General features: G+C 74.7%; 13 protein-coding genes and 1 pseudogene. 10 read left to right on the top strand and 4 right to left on the bottom strand.

Annotated features, from left to right (window positions below; translation table 11 throughout):
• Positions 1-65: 65 nt before the first annotated feature.
• Positions 66-1,121 carry an ABC transporter substrate-binding protein gene (locus BUE45_RS29420; protein WP_073384190.1) on the bottom strand — a complete coding sequence of 352 codons (1,056 nt, stop codon included), beginning with the start codon at positions 1,119-1,121 and terminating at the stop codon, positions 66-68.
• Between the two features lie 187 nt (positions 1,122-1,308).
• Between BUE45_RS29420 and BUE45_RS29415 the strand changes: the two genes are divergently transcribed.
• Positions 1,309-2,079: an AraC family transcriptional regulator gene (locus BUE45_RS29415; protein ID WP_073384189.1), complete on the top strand. Its 771-nt coding sequence runs from the start codon at positions 1,309-1,311 to the stop codon at positions 2,077-2,079.
• Between the two features lie 408 nt (positions 2,080-2,487).
• On the opposite strand, the gene BUE45_RS34035 is transcribed toward BUE45_RS29415, so the two are convergent.
• Both BUE45_RS34035 and BUE45_RS29405 read right to left on the bottom strand, forming a co-directional pair.
• Positions 2,488-2,610 carry a DUF397 domain-containing protein gene (locus BUE45_RS34035; protein ID WP_342746061.1) on the bottom strand — a complete coding sequence of 41 codons (123 nt, stop codon included), beginning with the start codon at positions 2,608-2,610 and terminating at the stop codon, positions 2,488-2,490.
• Between the two features lie 4 nt (positions 2,611-2,614).
• Entirely contained in the window at positions 2,615-3,487 is an 873-nt protein-coding gene (locus BUE45_RS29405; protein ID WP_073384187.1) for a helix-turn-helix domain-containing protein, read from the bottom strand.
• A gap of 261 nt (positions 3,488-3,748) precedes the next feature.
• Here BUE45_RS29405 and BUE45_RS29400 point away from each other — a divergent pair, with 261 nt between their 5' ends.
• The 3 genes from BUE45_RS29400 to BUE45_RS29390 are packed head-to-tail and all read left to right on the top strand — an operon-like array spanning position 3,749 to position 5,876.
• A complete protein-coding gene (locus BUE45_RS29400; protein WP_084738143.1) occupies positions 3,749-4,300 on the top strand; it encodes an ATP-binding protein in 552 nt (183 codons plus the stop codon).
• Between the two features lie 8 nt (positions 4,301-4,308).
• Complete coding sequence (locus BUE45_RS32755) at positions 4,309-5,580, top strand: hypothetical protein (protein WP_178378693.1); 1,272 nt, start codon at positions 4,309-4,311, stop codon at positions 5,578-5,580.
• Positions 5,577-5,876 (top strand): hypothetical protein, encoded by a 300-nt coding sequence (locus BUE45_RS29390; RefSeq protein WP_143173522.1) that lies wholly within the window; start codon positions 5,577-5,579, stop codon positions 5,874-5,876. The genes BUE45_RS32755 and BUE45_RS29390 overlap by 4 nt, the downstream gene beginning before the upstream one ends.
• Positions 5,877-6,343: 467 nt before the next feature.
• Here BUE45_RS29390 and BUE45_RS29385 read toward each other — a convergent pair whose 3' ends face one another.
• On the bottom strand, positions 6,344-7,171 hold the full coding sequence (locus tag BUE45_RS29385) for an alpha/beta fold hydrolase (protein ID WP_073384184.1): 828 nt from the start codon (positions 7,169-7,171) through the stop codon (positions 6,344-6,346).
• A 332-nt stretch (positions 7,172-7,503) separates the two neighbouring features.
• On the opposite strand from BUE45_RS29385, the pseudogene BUE45_RS29380 reads away from it, so the two are divergent.
• The 6 genes and pseudogenes from BUE45_RS29380 to BUE45_RS29355 form a co-directional block, all read left to right on the top strand.
• A pseudogene (locus BUE45_RS29380) lies at positions 7,504-8,752 on the top strand (MFS transporter); the annotation flags it as partial.
• A gap of 334 nt (positions 8,753-9,086) precedes the next feature.
• A complete protein-coding gene (locus BUE45_RS29375; RefSeq protein WP_073384182.1) occupies positions 9,087-10,190 on the top strand; it encodes a winged helix DNA-binding domain-containing protein in 1,104 nt (367 codons plus the stop codon).
• Between the two features lie 160 nt (positions 10,191-10,350).
• The gene (locus tag BUE45_RS29370; protein WP_073384181.1) at positions 10,351-11,913 is read left to right on the top strand and encodes a hypothetical protein; all 1,563 of its coding nucleotides are present in this window, start codon (positions 10,351-10,353) and stop codon (positions 11,911-11,913) included.
• A 199-nt stretch (positions 11,914-12,112) separates the two neighbouring features.
• On the top strand, positions 12,113-12,745 hold the full coding sequence (locus BUE45_RS29365) for a hypothetical protein (RefSeq protein ID WP_073384180.1): 633 nt from the start codon (positions 12,113-12,115) through the stop codon (positions 12,743-12,745).
• Positions 12,746-12,937: 192 nt separating this feature from the next.
• Positions 12,938-14,344, top strand: a complete 1,407-nt coding sequence (gene lpdA / locus BUE45_RS29360) for a dihydrolipoyl dehydrogenase (RefSeq protein ID WP_073384179.1) — start codon at positions 12,938-12,940, stop codon at positions 14,342-14,344.
• Positions 14,345-14,563: 219 nt separating this feature from the next.
• A complete protein-coding gene (locus tag BUE45_RS29355) occupies positions 14,564-15,256 on the top strand; it encodes a hypothetical protein (RefSeq protein WP_073384178.1) in 693 nt (230 codons plus the stop codon).
• Positions 15,257-16,200: the final 944 nt, after the last annotated feature.

Here is a 16,200-nt window from a genome sequence, read left to right as displayed (position 1 = left end):
CCCTGACACGGGAGAGCCACCTCTTCTTCTCCGGGGTCCGACTGCTCCGAGGGGTCCGCGCCCGGTCAGGCGAGGTCGACCTCCTCGGCCCAGCCGGCCACCACCTCGACGGCCCAGGGCACGCTCAGCGCGCTCGCGCCGCGCCGCAGCACCCACGTGGCGTTGCCGCCCGACCCCTCCTCGTCGGAGAGGACGGAGACGTAGCGGTCCTCGGCGACCGGTGCCAGCGTCCGGAAGAGCTCGCCCTCCTCGCGCGCCCGCCGGTCGGCGTCGTTGTTGTAGAACACGACGAGCAGGTCGGCGTCGAGCAGGCCCAGCCGCTCCTCGGACACCCCGGGGTCGGCGACGAACTCCTCCGCGAGCGGGTTCGGCTCGAAGCCCAGCTGCCCGACGATGCCCTCGGCGGTGCCGCCCGTCACGGTGTAGTAGTCCATGCCGGTCTCGGCGTAGTCGTAGGCGATGGTGATGGTCCGGCCCGCGAACTCCGGGTGCTCGGCCGCCACGGCCCCGACCGCCTGCTCTGCCCCGTCGATCGCCTCCTCGGCCGCGGCGCCCAGGTCCAGGGCCTCGCCGACCATGCGCTGGGTCTCGCGCCAGTCGATCTGGTCGCCCTCGACCTGCTCGGGGTTGTCCAGGACCGGGGCGATGTCGCTCAGCCGCTCGTAGTCGTTCTCGTCGAAGATGAAGTTGGCGGCGACGATGAGGTCGGGCGCGGACGCGGCGATCCCCTCGAAGTTGAGGGGGTCGCGGCGGGTGGCGGTGTCCACGACCTCGACGCCGGAGAGCCACTCCGGGTCCCGCCACTCCCAGTCCTCGTCGCTCAGGGCGTAGACCGGCGTCGCGCCGATCGCCTCCAGCGCGTCCAGGTTGGGGGAGAACCCGATGACCGCCACGCGCTCGGGCCGCTCCTCCAGGACGGTCTCCCCGGCCCAGGTGGTCAGCGTCAGCGGGTACTCCGTGGTCCCCTCGGCCGCCGGGAGCAGGTCGGCGGCCGGGCCCTCCGGCGCCCCCTCGGGGTCCGCGCCGTCCGGCGAGGCACAGCCGGACAGCGCGACCACGGCCGCCAGCGCCAGCGCGGGCAGCGCCCGCGGTCTCCGGGGGACGGGGGTGGTGACGGTCATGGGAGTCCTCTCGTGGTCCGGGGCAGGGGTGTGCGGGCCGCGGCGGGGGGCGGGCGCGGCCGGGTGAGATCCCCTGACGATAAGGTTAGGTAAACCTATCCTTATGCGGGACGCAGTTTGCGACAGGGTGGGTGCAGTTTGCGGCAGCGCGTTCCGGCGCACGCCGCTCCGGACCAGGCTGGGGGCCATGCCGAAACCACGAGTGCCGGAATCCGGGTCGGCCGCGGGCTCCCCCTGGCGGGTCCACCTTCCCCCCGTCTCCCTGGAGGGGATGATCGAGGACGACAAGCACCTCCTGCTCTGGCAGGCCCGGGGCGAGTCGGACTTCACGATCGACGGGGAGCCGCGCGTCCTGGCGTCGGGCCACGCGCTCTGGCTCCCGGCCCGCACCCCGCACGCGTTCACCGTGCGGGAGAACTCGGTGCTGCTGCCGATGTTCTTCGACGTCGCCGTCACGGCCACCACGCTGCGGGAGTCGACCGCCATCACGGTCGACCGCGACCTGCGCACCCTGTTCCTGGGGTTCATCCAGGCGAGCTACAGCCTCATCCGGCCCAACGTGAACATCGCCCGCCAGATCCTCGCGCTGATCGAGGAGCGGCCGGTCCTGGTCACGGCGCTGCCCCTGCCGACCACCGAGTCGGCCCTGCTGGTGGCGGAGTCCCTGCGGTTCAACCCCGGGGACGACCGCAGCGTGAACGAGCTGGCCGCGTCCGTGCACTCCTCCGCGCGCACGATCGAGCGGGCCTTCCTGGCGCAGACGGGCATGACCCTGCGCCAGTGGCGGATCAGGAACAGGATGGAGGCGGCGGGCATCCTGCTCCGCTCGCACACGCTGCTCGACGCCGTGGCGCGCCGGGTCGGCTACACCAGCACGAGCGCCTTCCGGCGGGTGTTCAAGGGGCACTTCGGGATGACCCCGGGGGAGTACATCGCGCGGTTCCGCAGCGGGCCCTGAGGCGCTCGGGGCGACGGCGCCCGGAGCCTTGGCGGGCCGCCGCGCCGGTCACGGCGCCAGGGGGCGCCCGGTGCTCCCGGGAATCCGAGGGAGCGATGGTGAATGACTGAATTGGATGCTTATCGATAATTTCATGGCGGAAGAGAATTCCGGACCGGGAAAAAAGGAACGGCCGACCGGTGGATACCGGTCGGCCGTCGGGCGGGGGCCGAGCCCGTGGGTCCGGGTTCTCGCACCGCGCGGTGGAGCCGCCCGGGCGCCGGGGTCACGGCCGAGGTGTCCCGGAGGGTGTTCCGGGTGTCGCGGGCAAGGACGGGGAGCCCTCCGGAGACCTCGGTGCCGACGCCCGCGGCGGTGCGGCGACCGCTCTGGAGCCGGTCGTCCCGCGCGGTGGTCGTCCACCCGGACTCAGACGTGGGACTTCACGCCCCGGAGGAAGACCGTCCACGCGCGCGCGGAGTAGTCGATGTGCCCGAGGGGGCGGTTCTGGGTGTCCCTGACGAGGGTGCTCGGCCCCTCGGAGACCTCCACGCAGCTACCCTCGCCGGAGCTGTAGCTGCTCTTGTGCCACGGCGGCTGCCCGAGCTCGTGCCTGCTCTTCAATGCTTTCCCTGACCTTCCTGACGTATTCAACGCTGGCCCCCATCGGCAGTGCCTCGGCTTGCAGAAGCCCGAAGATGGTCATGCGCTTCTGCACGGTCTCCTGATCGTCCATGAGCACCTCGCCGCCTGCGTACTCGGCGGAGGCCGTCGGCGGATCGCCGGGGAAGGTGTAGATCCGGAACGGGCCTGCGGTCCCGGGATGGTACTGGGAACGCGGAGGGGTGACCTGGAAGCGGATCCTTCCTTCCTCGACAAGCTGCAGGACCCAGTTCAACTGGGCGATTTGGGTAGTTTCGTCCCCCATGACGAGGTCTAGGACGAACGCCTCTACCACGATAGACACTAGCGGAGGGTGGTCCCTCACAAGTATCTCTTGCCTCTTTTGCCTCGCCAGCACCATCTCTTCCACCTCGGTGGCACTGGCCCACGGCAATGCGTCGCGAATCGTTGTGCGGGCGTACTCGGGGGTCTGGATGAGTCCCGGAAAAATCTGGGACTGGTACTCCCGGAGTTCGGTTGACTTCTGTTCCAGCTTCGGGACCTTTTTGTACCAGGGTGGGATGGTTTCGGTCTCCTGGCTTCTCTCCCAGGCGCGGGTCAGCTGGCCGTTGGCCGAGAGGGCCCGGTCGAGCCGGAAGACCTGCTCCTCGCTCATGCCCCGCTTGCCGTTCTCCCAAGCGGACACGTGCGCGGCAACCACGTTGGCGTAAGGCGCGAGCTCCGCCTGGGTCAGCTTGGCGGTGCGGCGCAGGGCCGCGAGTTCCTTGCCCACCTTGGCCCATTCGGGCTTGCGGCGATCCGACATTCGTCACCTGTCCAAGCGAAGGAAACCGGGGATAACCACGATGCAACGCCTTCTCAACCACTCGCAACCGATTCACCGAAATGTTGTCCCTGTGGTTGATTCGCTGGCCTTTTCCCAAACGGCTACCTCAAGGTGTTGTCACGAAGGCGCACGGTAACCGAAAGGGTCTTTGTACCCTTCTCGGTTCTTCTGGGTGGTTCTTGGCGTCGTCGGACAACGATGCGGAAGGCGGAAGAGCACAGAATGGGATCGGTGACCCGCATGGAACCCCGTCAAGAGCAGAACACGGCTTCCAGCGACGACGTCGAAGAACTGGTGCCCCGCCCGCCCAGTCCGGAGCCACCCGGCCCCGTGCCGCCCTCGCGGCGCACGCCCGCCCCGTGCGGCCGGGCCGCGATTGTCCTGGACGTCGCGAGCGGTGGACTGGAGCACTCCCTCACGGTCCCGGGCGTTCCCGAGCGGACGGGGGAGGTGCGCCGGCGGCTCGCCGAACTCGCCCTGCTGCCCGGGGAGCGGACCGACGTCCTCCAGGGTCTGGTGAGCGAGCTGTTCACCAACGCCGTCCGGCACACGCGCAGCGGACTGCCGGGAGGCACGGTCGTCGTGGCGCTGTACCGGCTGCGGGGGTGCGTGCGGGTCCGGGTGACCGACCAGGGGGCCCGCGACGGCTCCGGGAAACCCCGCGTACGCGAGCAGGACCTGGAACGCGAGGGCGGTTTCGGCCTGAGGCTGGTCGCGCTCCAGGCGGACCGGTGGGGGGCCGTCTGCGAGGACGGACGGACCACGGTGTGGTTCGAGCTGGATCGAGGGTGACCCCGGCCATGGCCTGGAACCGAGTGGACGACGGCGAACAGTACGAGGCGGCCCGGCGGCTCAACGCCGAGGCGGGCCGGACGTGGACGGTGATGTGGGCTCCGGGCCTGCGCGCGTACGTGGCGTTCTACCAGGGGACGGCCGCGGTCCGCTGGCAGGGCTCGCCCACGGCGGAGGGGCTGATGGAACGGTTGCGGGAGGCCGAGCGTGGGCTCCGCGCGGGCCCGGGGGGCTCGCGGACGCCGGAACGCGGCGACGGACCGCGCGCCGGCGGAGCGCACCGGCGCCGGGAGGCGGCGCCGGTCCCGGCCGCGGCGGGTGCGACGACGGCCGCAGTGCCGGCCCCGGCCGGGCCGGCGGCGGTGTCCGGGCCGGACGCGGTGACGGGGTCCTGGGCGCCCCCGCACACGGCGGGCGTGGGCGATCCCGTGGAGGGGGCGGGCCCGGACGGCTCCGTGCGGGCACCGGTCCCGGGCGTGGTGCCGGCGGGCTCGGAACCGCGCCTGTTCGGCGGGGTCGTGGCGGACACGCCCGACTCCGTGGAGGGGGCCGGCCTGGACGGTTTCGTGGGGGAACCGGCCCCGGACGCGGTACGAGCGGGTTTCGACCCGCGTGTGTCCGATGGGCCCGGGGCGGGCGCGGGGCGCAACCGCGCGTCGCGCATGCCCGTGGAGCCCGATCCCGGGCCCGAGTCGGCACGTGCGCAGGCCGCCGGGGTCGACGCGCACGGCCCGGCGACCCCGGGCGGCGGCGAGGGGGCCGTCGCCGTGGACGGTCCCGGTACGGGGCGCGGCTCCGGCGCGGTGCCCCCGTGTGCGGGGCGGCACGCGGCGGTACCGACCGTCCCGGTAGCCGCGGACGCCGGACCGGCGCGGTCCCGGGCGCCGATGAGGAGGCCCGCGCCGGTGCCGGTGCCGGTACCCGCTGCGGTCCCGGACGGCGGCGCCGACCACGCGATCGAGACCGCGCCCGGTACCGCCAGGGCGACGTTCGTCCCCGTGGGCGCCGGGACCGGGACCGGTCCGTGGTCGGCGACCACACGGCTGCGCGGCCCGAGGCCCGGAGCCAGGGCGGTGGTGATCCCCGGGGAACCGGTGGCGGACGGGTACTGGACCTGCCCGGCTCAGGGGTGCTCGTGGACGTCGATCAACCCCATGTCCCACCCGTGCCCGGTGGGCGGCCAGAGCCGGGCGCGCGGCCGGGGCCACGGCCGGAGCCCCGCCCGTGCACGGGGGGAGTTCGGGGTCGAGGGCGCCCTGCGCGCGGGACCCGCCTCATGAGACCCGAGCCCGCGTCGGTGGACGAGGCGCTGCTCCTGCTGCGGGAGGAGCGGGAGGGCGCGCGCGGCCCGCACCGCGGGGCGGGCACACGAACGACCGGCTGGGAGTGGCCCATCGCGCAGCCGACCCTGGAAGAGGTCATCGCCTCCCTGGAGATGGTGTACGACCTGGCGGAGGGCACTACGGAGGGCGCGGAGGAGATCCTGCGCCTGGTGCGCGCCCTGCGCGCCCTGCACACCGGGCCCGGTTCCGTGCCGAGTTCCGTCGTCGACCACCTCCCGTCGATCCACCGTTGACGTCGTCCACCCGGCCCTCCTCGACCCGGGCCGGGAGGCGGGGCGGAGCGGGGACGGGTGCCGCCCATGATCCGTGCCGCGCGGGGGCCTGACGGGAGCCGCCTCGGCCGACCGGAAGCCCCGCCGGCCCGCTGCGGGCGGGCCACCGGACCGCCCACAGCCCCGGGGGCGCGGGTGTGGGCCGCGCCCTACGGAAAGACCGGGCACCTTTCGGGGCGCTCTTGTGCCGCTCGGCCGCTCCGCCCGCCGCCGCAAGCGGGTGCGTGGGGCGGACCGCCTTTCCGGGCGCGGCGGGTACCGCCCTGCGCGGAGCGGTGGCCGTTCGGGGCCTTCCCGTGCCCGGTCGCTGCACCGGCCGCCGGAGCCGGATGCGCCGGACCGCCCGCCTTCCCGGCCGCGACGGCCTGGGACATGCGGCCGGTCGCGCGCGGCTCCGCCCCGGCGCCCCGCCCCGGCGCACGCCGGGCTCACGGTGTCGCTGGTCGGGTGGTCGCCCAGCGGCGGAGTTCGTCGGCCAGGGCCACCGGGGCGTCCAGCTGGATCAGGTGGCCGGCCTCCGGGATGAGGGACAGCGTGCTGCCGGGGATCGCCGCCCGCAGCCGGTGCGCCCGGTCGACCGGGATCCACGTGTCCTCGGTGCCCCACACGATGTGCACCGGGAACGGCGTCCGCGCCAGCTCCGGCTCCAGCTCCTCCGTGAACCGCTCGTCCGCCTGCGCGATCTGCCGGTAGAACGCGGCCTTGCCCTCCCCGCCCAGCCACGGGGCGACCAGGGTGTCGAGGTCCGCGTCGCGCAGCCCCCGGTGCGAGGCCCCGGCGACGTAGGCGCGCACCGCCCCCTCGTGCACCGCGTCCGGGAGCCGGCCGAACACGGACGCGTTCTCCCGGACCAGCCGGAAGAAGGGCGAACCCCACGGCCGCAGCGCGACCACGTCCACCAGGCACAGCGCCAGGTAGTCGGCGCCGTGCAGCAGGGCCGCGCGCAGCGAGACGGCGCCCCCGTAGTCGTGGGCGACCACGCGCGGGCGGTCCAGCTCCCAGTGGTCCAGCAGCGCCGCGAACGCCTCGCCCTGCACGCCGAGGTCGACCGGGTGCCCCGGGTCCTTGCCCGAGGCTCCGTAACCCGGCATATCCCACAGGTACACGGTGAAGTCGCGCGACAGCGCGTCGGCGAACGGCGACCACAGGCGCGAGGACCACGGCGTGCCGTGGCACAGCACCAGGGGCGGGCCCTCGCCCCCGCGCCCCCAGGCGATCCGGTGTCCGCGCCACTCGAATTCCTCCGTCACATCCATGGTTCCAGGGTGCCGTAGACCGGGGCCCGGGAACCGTTGTCCACAGGGCGGATCGCGGCGGGTCCCGACCCGGGGCGGCACCGCGCGGCCACCCCGGCGGTCTCCCCCGACGGCCTCCCCGGGAAAACCGGTGGACACCGCCCCCGGGACGGCGGATAGGTTCGGTCCCGTGTCCTCACCCGAAGCGTCCAGACACGTGCCGCCGGTCCGCCGGTAGGCACGTGACACGAGATCTCCGGCCCCCGCCGCGGGGTCCGTTCTCCGTGCGCTCGTGAACTCCGGCGGCGCCGTGCGCCCGCCGACCCTTCACACGACGCTCTCGGGAGACACCCGTGCCCTTTCTGCTGTACATGCTCGCCCTCGCGGTCTTCGCGCAGGGCACCTCGGAGTTCATGCTCGCCGGGCTGCTGCCCGCCGTCGCCGACGACCTGGGGGTTTCCATCCCGCAGGCCGGGCTGCTGACCTCGTTCTTCGCCGTCGGCATGGTGGTCGGCGCGCCGGCCATGGCCGCACTGGGCCGCCGGTGGTCGCCGAGGTGGACCCTGACCGGGTTCCTCGGCCTGTTCACCGCCGCCCACGCGGCGGGCGCCCTCACCGACGACTTCTCCGTCCTGCTCGCCACCCGGGTGGCCGCCGCGCTGGCCAACGCCGGGTTCCTGGCGGTCGCCCTGTCCGTCGTCGCCGCCGTGGTGCCCGCGGGCCTGCGGGCCCGCGGACTGGCCGTGGTGCTCGGCGGCACCACCCTGGCGCTGGTCGCCGGCGTCCCGCTGGGGGCCGCCCTGGGCGCCGGGTTCGGCTGGCGCTCGACGCTGTGGGCGGTGGCCGCGGTCTCGGTGCCCGCGCTCGTCGCGGTGGCCGCCGCCACCCCGGACCGGATCGGGGACGCCGGGCGGGGCGCCGACGGCACCCCCGGCGCCGACGGCACCCCCGGCGCCGACGGCACCCCCGGCGCCGAGGGCACCGCCGCCCGGGATGCCCGGTCCCGCGCCGACGCGCCGGGGCTGGGAGCGGAGTTCGCGGTGCTGCGGCGTGCCCGCCTGTTGGTCGCCCTGCTGCTCGGCGTCCTCGTCAACGGCGCGACGTTCTGCGCGTTCACCTACCTCGCGCCGCTGGTGACGGACACGGCGGGGCTCTCCCCGGCCGTGGTCCCGGCGGTGCTGGCGCTCTTCGGCGCCGGGGCCTTCGCCGGGGTCCGGCTGGCGGGCCGCTACGCGGACCTGTACTGGCGGGCGCTGCTCGGCTGGGGCGGGGGCGCGCTGCTGCTCGGCTGGGGGCTCCTGGCCGCCGTCGCCGCGCACCCCGCCGCGCTGCTGGCCCTGGTCCCGCTCCAGGGCGCGCTGTCGTTCGCGGTGGGCGGCACCCTCATCGCCCGCGTCATGGCGAACGCGGCCGGGGCGCCCACCATGGGCGGATCCTTCGCCACGGCGGCCCTCAACCTGGGCGCGGCCGCCGGGCCGGTGCTGGGCGGGGCCGCCTTCGCCGCGGCGGGCGCGCGCGGCCCGGTGCTGGTGGCGGCGGCGCTGGTGCTGGCCGCCCTCGCGGCGGGCGCCGTCCACGCCCTCGCCGGGCTCCGGTCGGCGCGGGCCCGCGCCTGCGGAGGTGTCCGGGGCTGAGGCGGGGCCCTCGTCCACAGCCTGTGGGCGGGGGCCGCGGGCGGCGGCCCGGGAGGCTAGCGTGGAACCGGGGGGACCGCGCCCCGGCGGCGGGGGAGCGTGCCGCCCCCGAGTCCATGGTCCACCCGGGCCGCCGCTCCCCGCCACCCCGGCCGCCGGGCCTGTGGACGGCGCCGCGCCGTGGACGACACCGGGCCGTGGACGGCGCCGCGCCTGCGGGCGGGTCCACCGCCGGGAAATGTCGGGGGCGCGGGATACAGTGCGGGCGTCGCCCGTCGCCGAGTCCGCCGAGGGAGCCATCCATGGCCGGGACCGTCCTCAGCACCCGCGCGCTGAACCGGGCCACACTCCAGCGGCAGCTCCTCCTGGCCCGCACCCGCCTCCCCGTCGCCGACGTGGTCACCCGCCTGGTCGGCCTCCAGGCCCAGACCGCCCACACCTGGTACCTGGGCCTGGAGAACCGCATCGAGGACCTCGACCCCCACCGGGTCGGCGCCATGCTCACCGACGGCGGGCTCGTCCGGGTCACCCTCATGCGCGGCACCCTCCACCTCGTCACCCCGCGGGACTGCCGCTTCCTGCGCCCCACCGTGCAGCCCGCGATCGACCGCGGCTTCTCCGCGAGCCGGCACGGCCGGGCCACCCGCGGCCTGGACCTCGACGCCCTCGCCCGCGCCGGGTACCGGCTCCTCCTCGACCGCCCCCTGGCCCCCCGGGAGCTGGGCGAGCGCCTGGCCGAGCTGTGGCCCGGGGTGCCCGGCGACCACCTCGCGCAGGCCGTCAAGGACCGGCTCCCCCTCGTGCAGATCCCCCCGCGCGGGGTGTGGGGCGCCGCCGGGGCCCCCGCCCTCGCCCCCGCCGACACCTGGACCGGGCTGGCCATGGACGCCGGGCCCGACCCCGCCGGCCTGGTGCTGCGCTACCTGGCGGCGTTCGGCCCCGCGAGCGTCAAGGACGTGCAGGCGTGGTCCTCGCTCACCCGGCTGGCGCCCGTCGTCGACGGGCTGCGCGACCGCCTCGTCGAGCTGCGGGCCGAGGACGGCACCGTCCTCTTCGACCTCCCCGACGCCCCGCGCCCCGGCGGGGACGTCGACGCCCCGGTCCGGTTCCTCTACGACTTCGACAACGTCCTGCGCGGCCACGCCGACCGCGGCCGGGTGCTGCCGCACGAGCACCGGTCCCGGCTGGCCTCCCGCAACGGCATGCCCCCCGGCACGGTCCTGGTGGACGGGTTCGTGCGCGCCTCCTGGAGGACCGTGCGCCCCCGGGGGAGCGCCGCCGCCCTGGAGGTCACCCTGTTCGAGCCGGTCGGCGCCGGGGACCGGGACGCGATCGCCGCCGAGGGCGAGCGCACCCTGGCGTTCCTGGAGCCCGAGGGGCGCGGGATCCGGTTCGTCGAACCCTGATCCCACCCGCGCCGGCGGCCTCCGGGGAGCCCCCGGGCCCGCCCCTGGCAGAGCCCGCCCCTCCGGCCCGATCACCCGCCCGCCACAACCGTTGCCGCCCTGATGTGGACTGACGTGACCGGACAGCGGACAATACGGGGTGATATGGAAGGATTCTCGGGTGACTGAAGAGTTCCGTGCCGCGTTCCAACGTGTGCTCGACACCGCTGCCGAACAGGCTCCCGGGTTCCCCGCGGCCGTGCACGACGTCTTCCGCCTCTCCTCGCAGGTCCCGCAGGAGGAGCTGGCGGCCGCCATGGAGGCGCTGGCCCCCGTGCTGTCCGACTGCGAGTCCGTCGCCGGCATAGCCGCCGACCTCGCGGTGCTGGCCGGCGCGCTGGTGGAGGCCGGTGCGCCCGCCGGACAGGTGGGGCTGGAGGTGTTGCGCCAGCTCGGCAGTTACGGACAGGCCGCGGTCGCGTTCATGCACGCCTGGGACAAGACCGGCGGCGGCGCCCCGCCGCACCCCACCGAGGTCGCCGAGGCCGAGGAACAGCGGGTCGAGGAGGTCCTGGGCGAGAACGCGCCCCTGGCCACCCTCGGCTGGTGGACCTGCCTGCGGTACGGGCTCGCCGCCAAGGCCATGCTCGGCGATGCGAGCGTGCGCGCGGCCGTGCGCGCCGACTCCGGCGCCCTGGAGGGGCTGAGCCAGATCGTGCACGCCCTCTCCACCCGGCTGCCGGAGTTCACCGAGGTCGGCGAGCTCCTGCGGATGGCCGAGGCGGACACGGTGCTGGTGCTGGACCGCGGCTCCTGGCGGGGGTTCCGGATCCGCTTCGACGGCATCGGCGACAACTTCCAGCTGCACACGCTGCTGGCCGACACGCTGATCGGCAAGGAGGGCCGCCGCCTCCAGGGCTCCCGCCCGGACCCGCGGTGGGTGGCAGCCTGCCTGGACGCCGCCCCCGACCCGCTGGCCGACGTGGTGCGCGGCGAATGGGACCTGGTCGGCGGGGACGGGACCTGGGTGGGCAACGAGGCGGCTCCCGCCGACATCCCCTTCGTGGACGGCGTGCGGGTGCTGGTGCTGGAGCCGCAGACGCTCGCCCACTCCTGGCGCGCGGGCCGCCGCCATCCGCACATCCCCGGCAGCGTCGCGATCATCGAGGAACTGCATCCGGACGAGGCCGCCTCGTGGTGGTCGCGCATGCACCCGGCCGGGTCGGTCCGCCACCCGCTGGCCCCCGCGATCGACCACGGGGACACCGGCGCGCACCGGCCGCCCCTGCACTTCGGGGCGGCGGCGCACTTCGAGGAGGTCGACTCCGGGCCCGCGTCGTCGACGTTCCCGGCCCTGGTGCCGGAGGAGGACGCCGACCTGCTCGGCGGCCCCGGGCAGGGGGCGGCGGCCGACGGCCCGTGGTCCGAGGCGTACCCGAGCGAGGCGGTGGGGTGGGCTGAGGAGCCCGCCCCGGAGCCGGAGGCGGGGGACGCGCTCCCGGCGCTGGAGCCGGAGGTGGAGCCCTGGCCGATGGCCCGGCACGACCCCGAGGCGTGGCCGTCGGCGGACCCGGAGCCGTGGCCGCAGACCCCGGAGGAGCCCGGACCCCGCGGGTACGTCCCGCCCGACGACGGCCGCCCGCCGGGTGCGCACCTGATGCCGCCGATGCCCCCCGGGGTCTCGGACAGCTGGGCGTGGGCGCCGCGCTGGAAGTGGCCGCCCCCGCCCGGCACGGATTCCTGAGCGGGAGCACACCGCCTCCACCGACCCCTCACGCCGCCTCCACCGACACCGGGATGTCCCGGTCGCTCCCGCCGACCGGCCCCCACCCGAGCCGAGCCCGGTCCGGCGCCGCCTCCGGCGCCGGGCACGGGCGCTTCCACCGGCGCCCGGACGCGCCGCGGCGCGCCCGGCACCCCCCACCGTGAAACCGGAGTCCCCCGTGTCCGACACCCCCTCCGCCACCGCCCCGGAGCCGGAACCCGCCCCGATCCCGGAGCCGGTCCAGGCCGCGGGCCCCGGCACCGGGGCCCGCGACGAAGGGCGGGAGCGGGACGCGACCGCCACCGCGCGGGAGAACCCGTGGGTGGTGCGGGCGGCGCTGGCGGCGGCGGCCGGACTGGTGGTCGGCGGCACCGCCTACCTGGGGGTGGAGGTCGCCGCCGCGTTCGCGCTCCCCGTCCCCGCCGGGGCCTCCGAACCCGACCGGGACCGGGGCGCGGGCGAGCGCCGCACCACACCGCTGCTCGCCGACCCCGCCGAAGAGGTCCCCGAGGAGACCGCGGCCGACCCCGCGGCGGGCGGCGGCACGGCCGTCCCCGACCCGGGCGCCGCGGGCGGACCCGCCCGGGGCGAAGCCCCCTCCGGCGCGGGGGAGGGCGCCCCCCAGGGCGGGGAGGACCCCCGCGCCCGGATCCTCCACGACATCCTCAACACCCCGCAGGAGCGCCCGCCGCTGGTCGACGACTGCGACCAGGCCTGTATCGACGCCCGCACCGCGCGCGAGGAGGCCGGCGTCGAACCCGTGGTCATCGAGCCCCACCCCGAGGACCACGGGCTCCCCACCGCCCCCTGAGCACGCCGGCCGGTCCCGCCCCGGTTCCCGGACCGGGGCGCGAACGCGCAGGTGAACGCCGGGGGGACCGGCGCGGAACCCGCGGTCGCCCACGGGGAGCGCGCACCCGGCTAGGCTGGCGTTCGGCAATCCGACATCCCGGCAGGCCGACCGCGCTGGGTGAGTCACGAGCACACTCAAGGAGATCCCGTCATGGGGCAGCGACACTTCGATCTGGTCGTTCTCGGAGCGGGCCCGGGCGGCTACGTCGCCGCGATCCGGGCCGCCCAGCTCGGTCTCAGTACCGCCGTCATCGAGGAGAAGTACTGGGGCGGCGTCTGCCTCAACGTGGGGTGCATCCCCTCCAAGGCCCTGCTCCGCAACGCCGAACTCGCCCACCTCTTCGCCAACGAGGCCGACTTCTTCGGCATCAAGGTCGAGGGCAAGGTGGAGTTCGACTACGGCAAGGCGTTCAGCCGCAGCCGCGAGGTCGCGGACGGCCGCGTCAAGGGCGTCCACTTCCTCATGAAGAAGAACAAGATCGCCGAGATCGACGGCCGCGGCACCTTCGTGGACGACCACACCATCGAGGTCACGGGCGGCGACGGCTCCAGCGAGACCGTCACCTTCGACCACGCGGTGATCGCCGCCGGCTCCTCCACCAAGCTGCTCCCCGGCACGGAGCTGTCCGAGCGGGTCGTCACCTACGAGGAGCAGATCCTCGAATCCGAGCTCCCCGGCAGCATCATCATCGCCGGCGCGGGCGCCATCGGCGTCGAGTTCGCCTACGTCCTGGCCAACTACGGCGTGGACGTCACCATCGTCGAGTTCCTCGACCGCCTCGTCCCCCTGGAGGACGAGGAGGTCTCCAAGGAGCTCTCCCGCGCCTACAAGAAGCTCGGCGTCAAGGTCCTCACCTCCACCCGGGTCGAGAGCGTGGAGGACACCGGGAGCAACGTCAAGGTCACCGTCACCGGCACCGACGGCGCCCAGCAGGTGCTGGAGGCCGACAAGCTGCTCCAGGCCATCGGGTTCGCGCCCAACGTCGAGGGCTACGGCCTGGAGAAGACCGGGGTGGAGCTGACCGAGCGGGGCGCCATCGCCATCGACGGCCGCGGCCGGACCAACGTGCCGCACCTCTTCGCGATCGGCGACGTCACCGCCAAGCTCATGCTGGCGCACACCGCCGAGGCCATGGGCATCGTGGCGGTGGAGACCATCGCCGGGGCCGAGACCCAGGAGATCGACTACAAGTTCATCCCGCGCGCGACCTACTGCCAGCCGCAGATCGCGAGCTTCGGCTACACCGAGAACGAGGCCCGCGAGGCCGGGTTCGACGTGCAGGTGGCCAAGTTCCCGTTCATGGCCAACGGCAAGGCGCACGGCATCGGCGACAGCCGCGGGTTCGTCAAGGTCCTCTCCGACGCCAAGTACGGGGAGATCCTGGGCGCGCACCTGGTCGGCCCCGACGTCACGGAGCTGCTGCCGGAGCTGACCCTGGCCCAGCAGTGGGACCTGACCGTCCACGAGGTGTCGCGCAACATCCACGCGCACCCGACGCTCAGCGAGGCCGTCAAGGAGGCCGTGCACGGGCTCTCCGGCCACATGATCAACTTCTAGGGCGGCCGGCGGGGCGGGACCCCGCCCGAAGGCCTTTCCGGCGCGGGGCGCCGGGGAACGGTGCACGCACCGGTCTCCCGGCGCCCCGCGTGCGTTCGCCCGGGGTGCGCCGGACTGCGGTTTGTGCCGTACCGTCGGCGGAGTTGCTAAGTTTCCCTGTGTCCCCCGCCGGAACCGTCCGCATTCGTCCGGCGCCCTTCCGAACATCGAGAGCCACCCATGCGACTGATCCCCTCCTCCCCCCTGTCGTGCCTGGGCACGGCCGCCGTCGCCGCCGTGATCGGCGGATTCGTCCTGGTCGGCTGTGACGTCGTCGAGTTCGACGAGTTCGACACGGACTTCACCCTCTTCTCGGGGAGCGGGGAGGCCTCCCCGAGCCCGGAGGCGAGTGCCGACCCCAGCCCCGGGGAGGAAGAGGAGGCGGAGGAGGAGACCGCGCGGTACGCGCTCCCGGAGTCGTGCGCGGAGGCGGGTGCCGCGGAGGTCGTCGGCGACCTGGCACCCGGGACCGTGCTGGCGGAGGAGCGGGGCGAGGTCGAGGGGTTCGCCGACGCGGAGCAGCTGACCTGCTCGTTCAGCGACGGGACCGCGGGCGCGTCCGCGGTCACCCTGGTGTTCACCCTCAACGTCGACCCGAGCCTGAGCCCCGACGTGGTGACGGTGCCCGGGGCCGAGGAGGAGATGAACTGGGAGGTGGACATCGACGTGGACGTCGACACCTACCACACGGACGAGGCCGACTCCCTGGGCGGAGACCTGGAGTACGTGGGGACGGTGGACGGGAGCACCCGCCACCTGTACCTGTCGCTGCCGGGGGACCTGTACGTCACGGTGATCGCGCACGGCGAAGAGGTCCCGCGCGAGGACCTGGAGCGCGTGGTGATGCTCGCGGCGGAGCGGGTACGCGGCTGACCCGGGGGCGCCGGCCGGGGGCCGGCGCCGCGGTGGTTCTGCGTTCGAACGGGGCGGTCGGCTCCTGCCCGGTGCTGGGCAGGGGCCGTAGTGGCTTCGGCCCGACCGGGGCGCCCGGCCACTGCCGGTCGGCGGACCGGGGCCCCGGCCACAGCGGGAGGGTGTCGCTTCCACCCGGGTTGTGGGGGGCAGGGCCGCGCTCACCTACCTCACCCTCTTTAACGCCGTGGAGGGTGGAGCGTGCGTTGTCTCCGGGCCTCCAGCACAGCCGGTGAGCATGGATCGGCACCCCGGCTCCAGGGGGTTGACGAGGGCGTACCCGGCTCCGCGGACCCGTGGGGTGAAGGCCGCGGGTACCTGACCCGCCGCGCCCCTGGGGGTTGTCCCCCCTCTTGGAGTGCTCAGCCGTAGCCGGGGGGCATCGCTCCCACCGCAGGTCGCGCGGGGTAGGGTCGCGCGCTCTTGTTCGGCCCGGCCGCAGGGGGTGTCGGGTGGCGCTCCCGCAACCCCCGCCCCAGGGGGTGAAACGGACTTGGGGGCTTCCAGGACGGTCACCCGCTGGAAACGGCGGTCTGTGGACGCGCCCGACCAGAACCTTTGGCTTCCAAAACGGTCACCGCTTGGGAAGGTACAGACCGGCGGAGCCGGATCCGCCCCCACGACGCAACGGACGGCAGACCACCAGGCAGAAGCGTTGGATGCACGTCCCGAGTGGTGGGGGTGTGCTTTCCGGGGGCGGGTCCGGGCGAGGCCTGCCCCGCCCAACCACGTGGCAAGGGAGGAAAGGTCCGCCCGGGGCCGCGCGGTTGCTCCCGACCTCGCTTGGAACACCAACCCCAGACGCAGTAACCAGCACCCAAGCGCCCTCCCGCACCACGACGCACCGAGGCCGCGAGCACGCAAATGCGCGCGGCCTTCACCCCCGCGTGGTCGAGCGAGCGGGC

Source organism: Nocardiopsis flavescens, assembly GCF_900141985.1.
In the GTDB taxonomy this organism is placed as follows: domain Bacteria; phylum Actinomycetota; class Actinomycetes; order Streptosporangiales; family Streptosporangiaceae; genus Nocardiopsis; species Nocardiopsis flavescens.
This window is presented reverse-complemented; position numbering and strand designations above follow the sequence as displayed.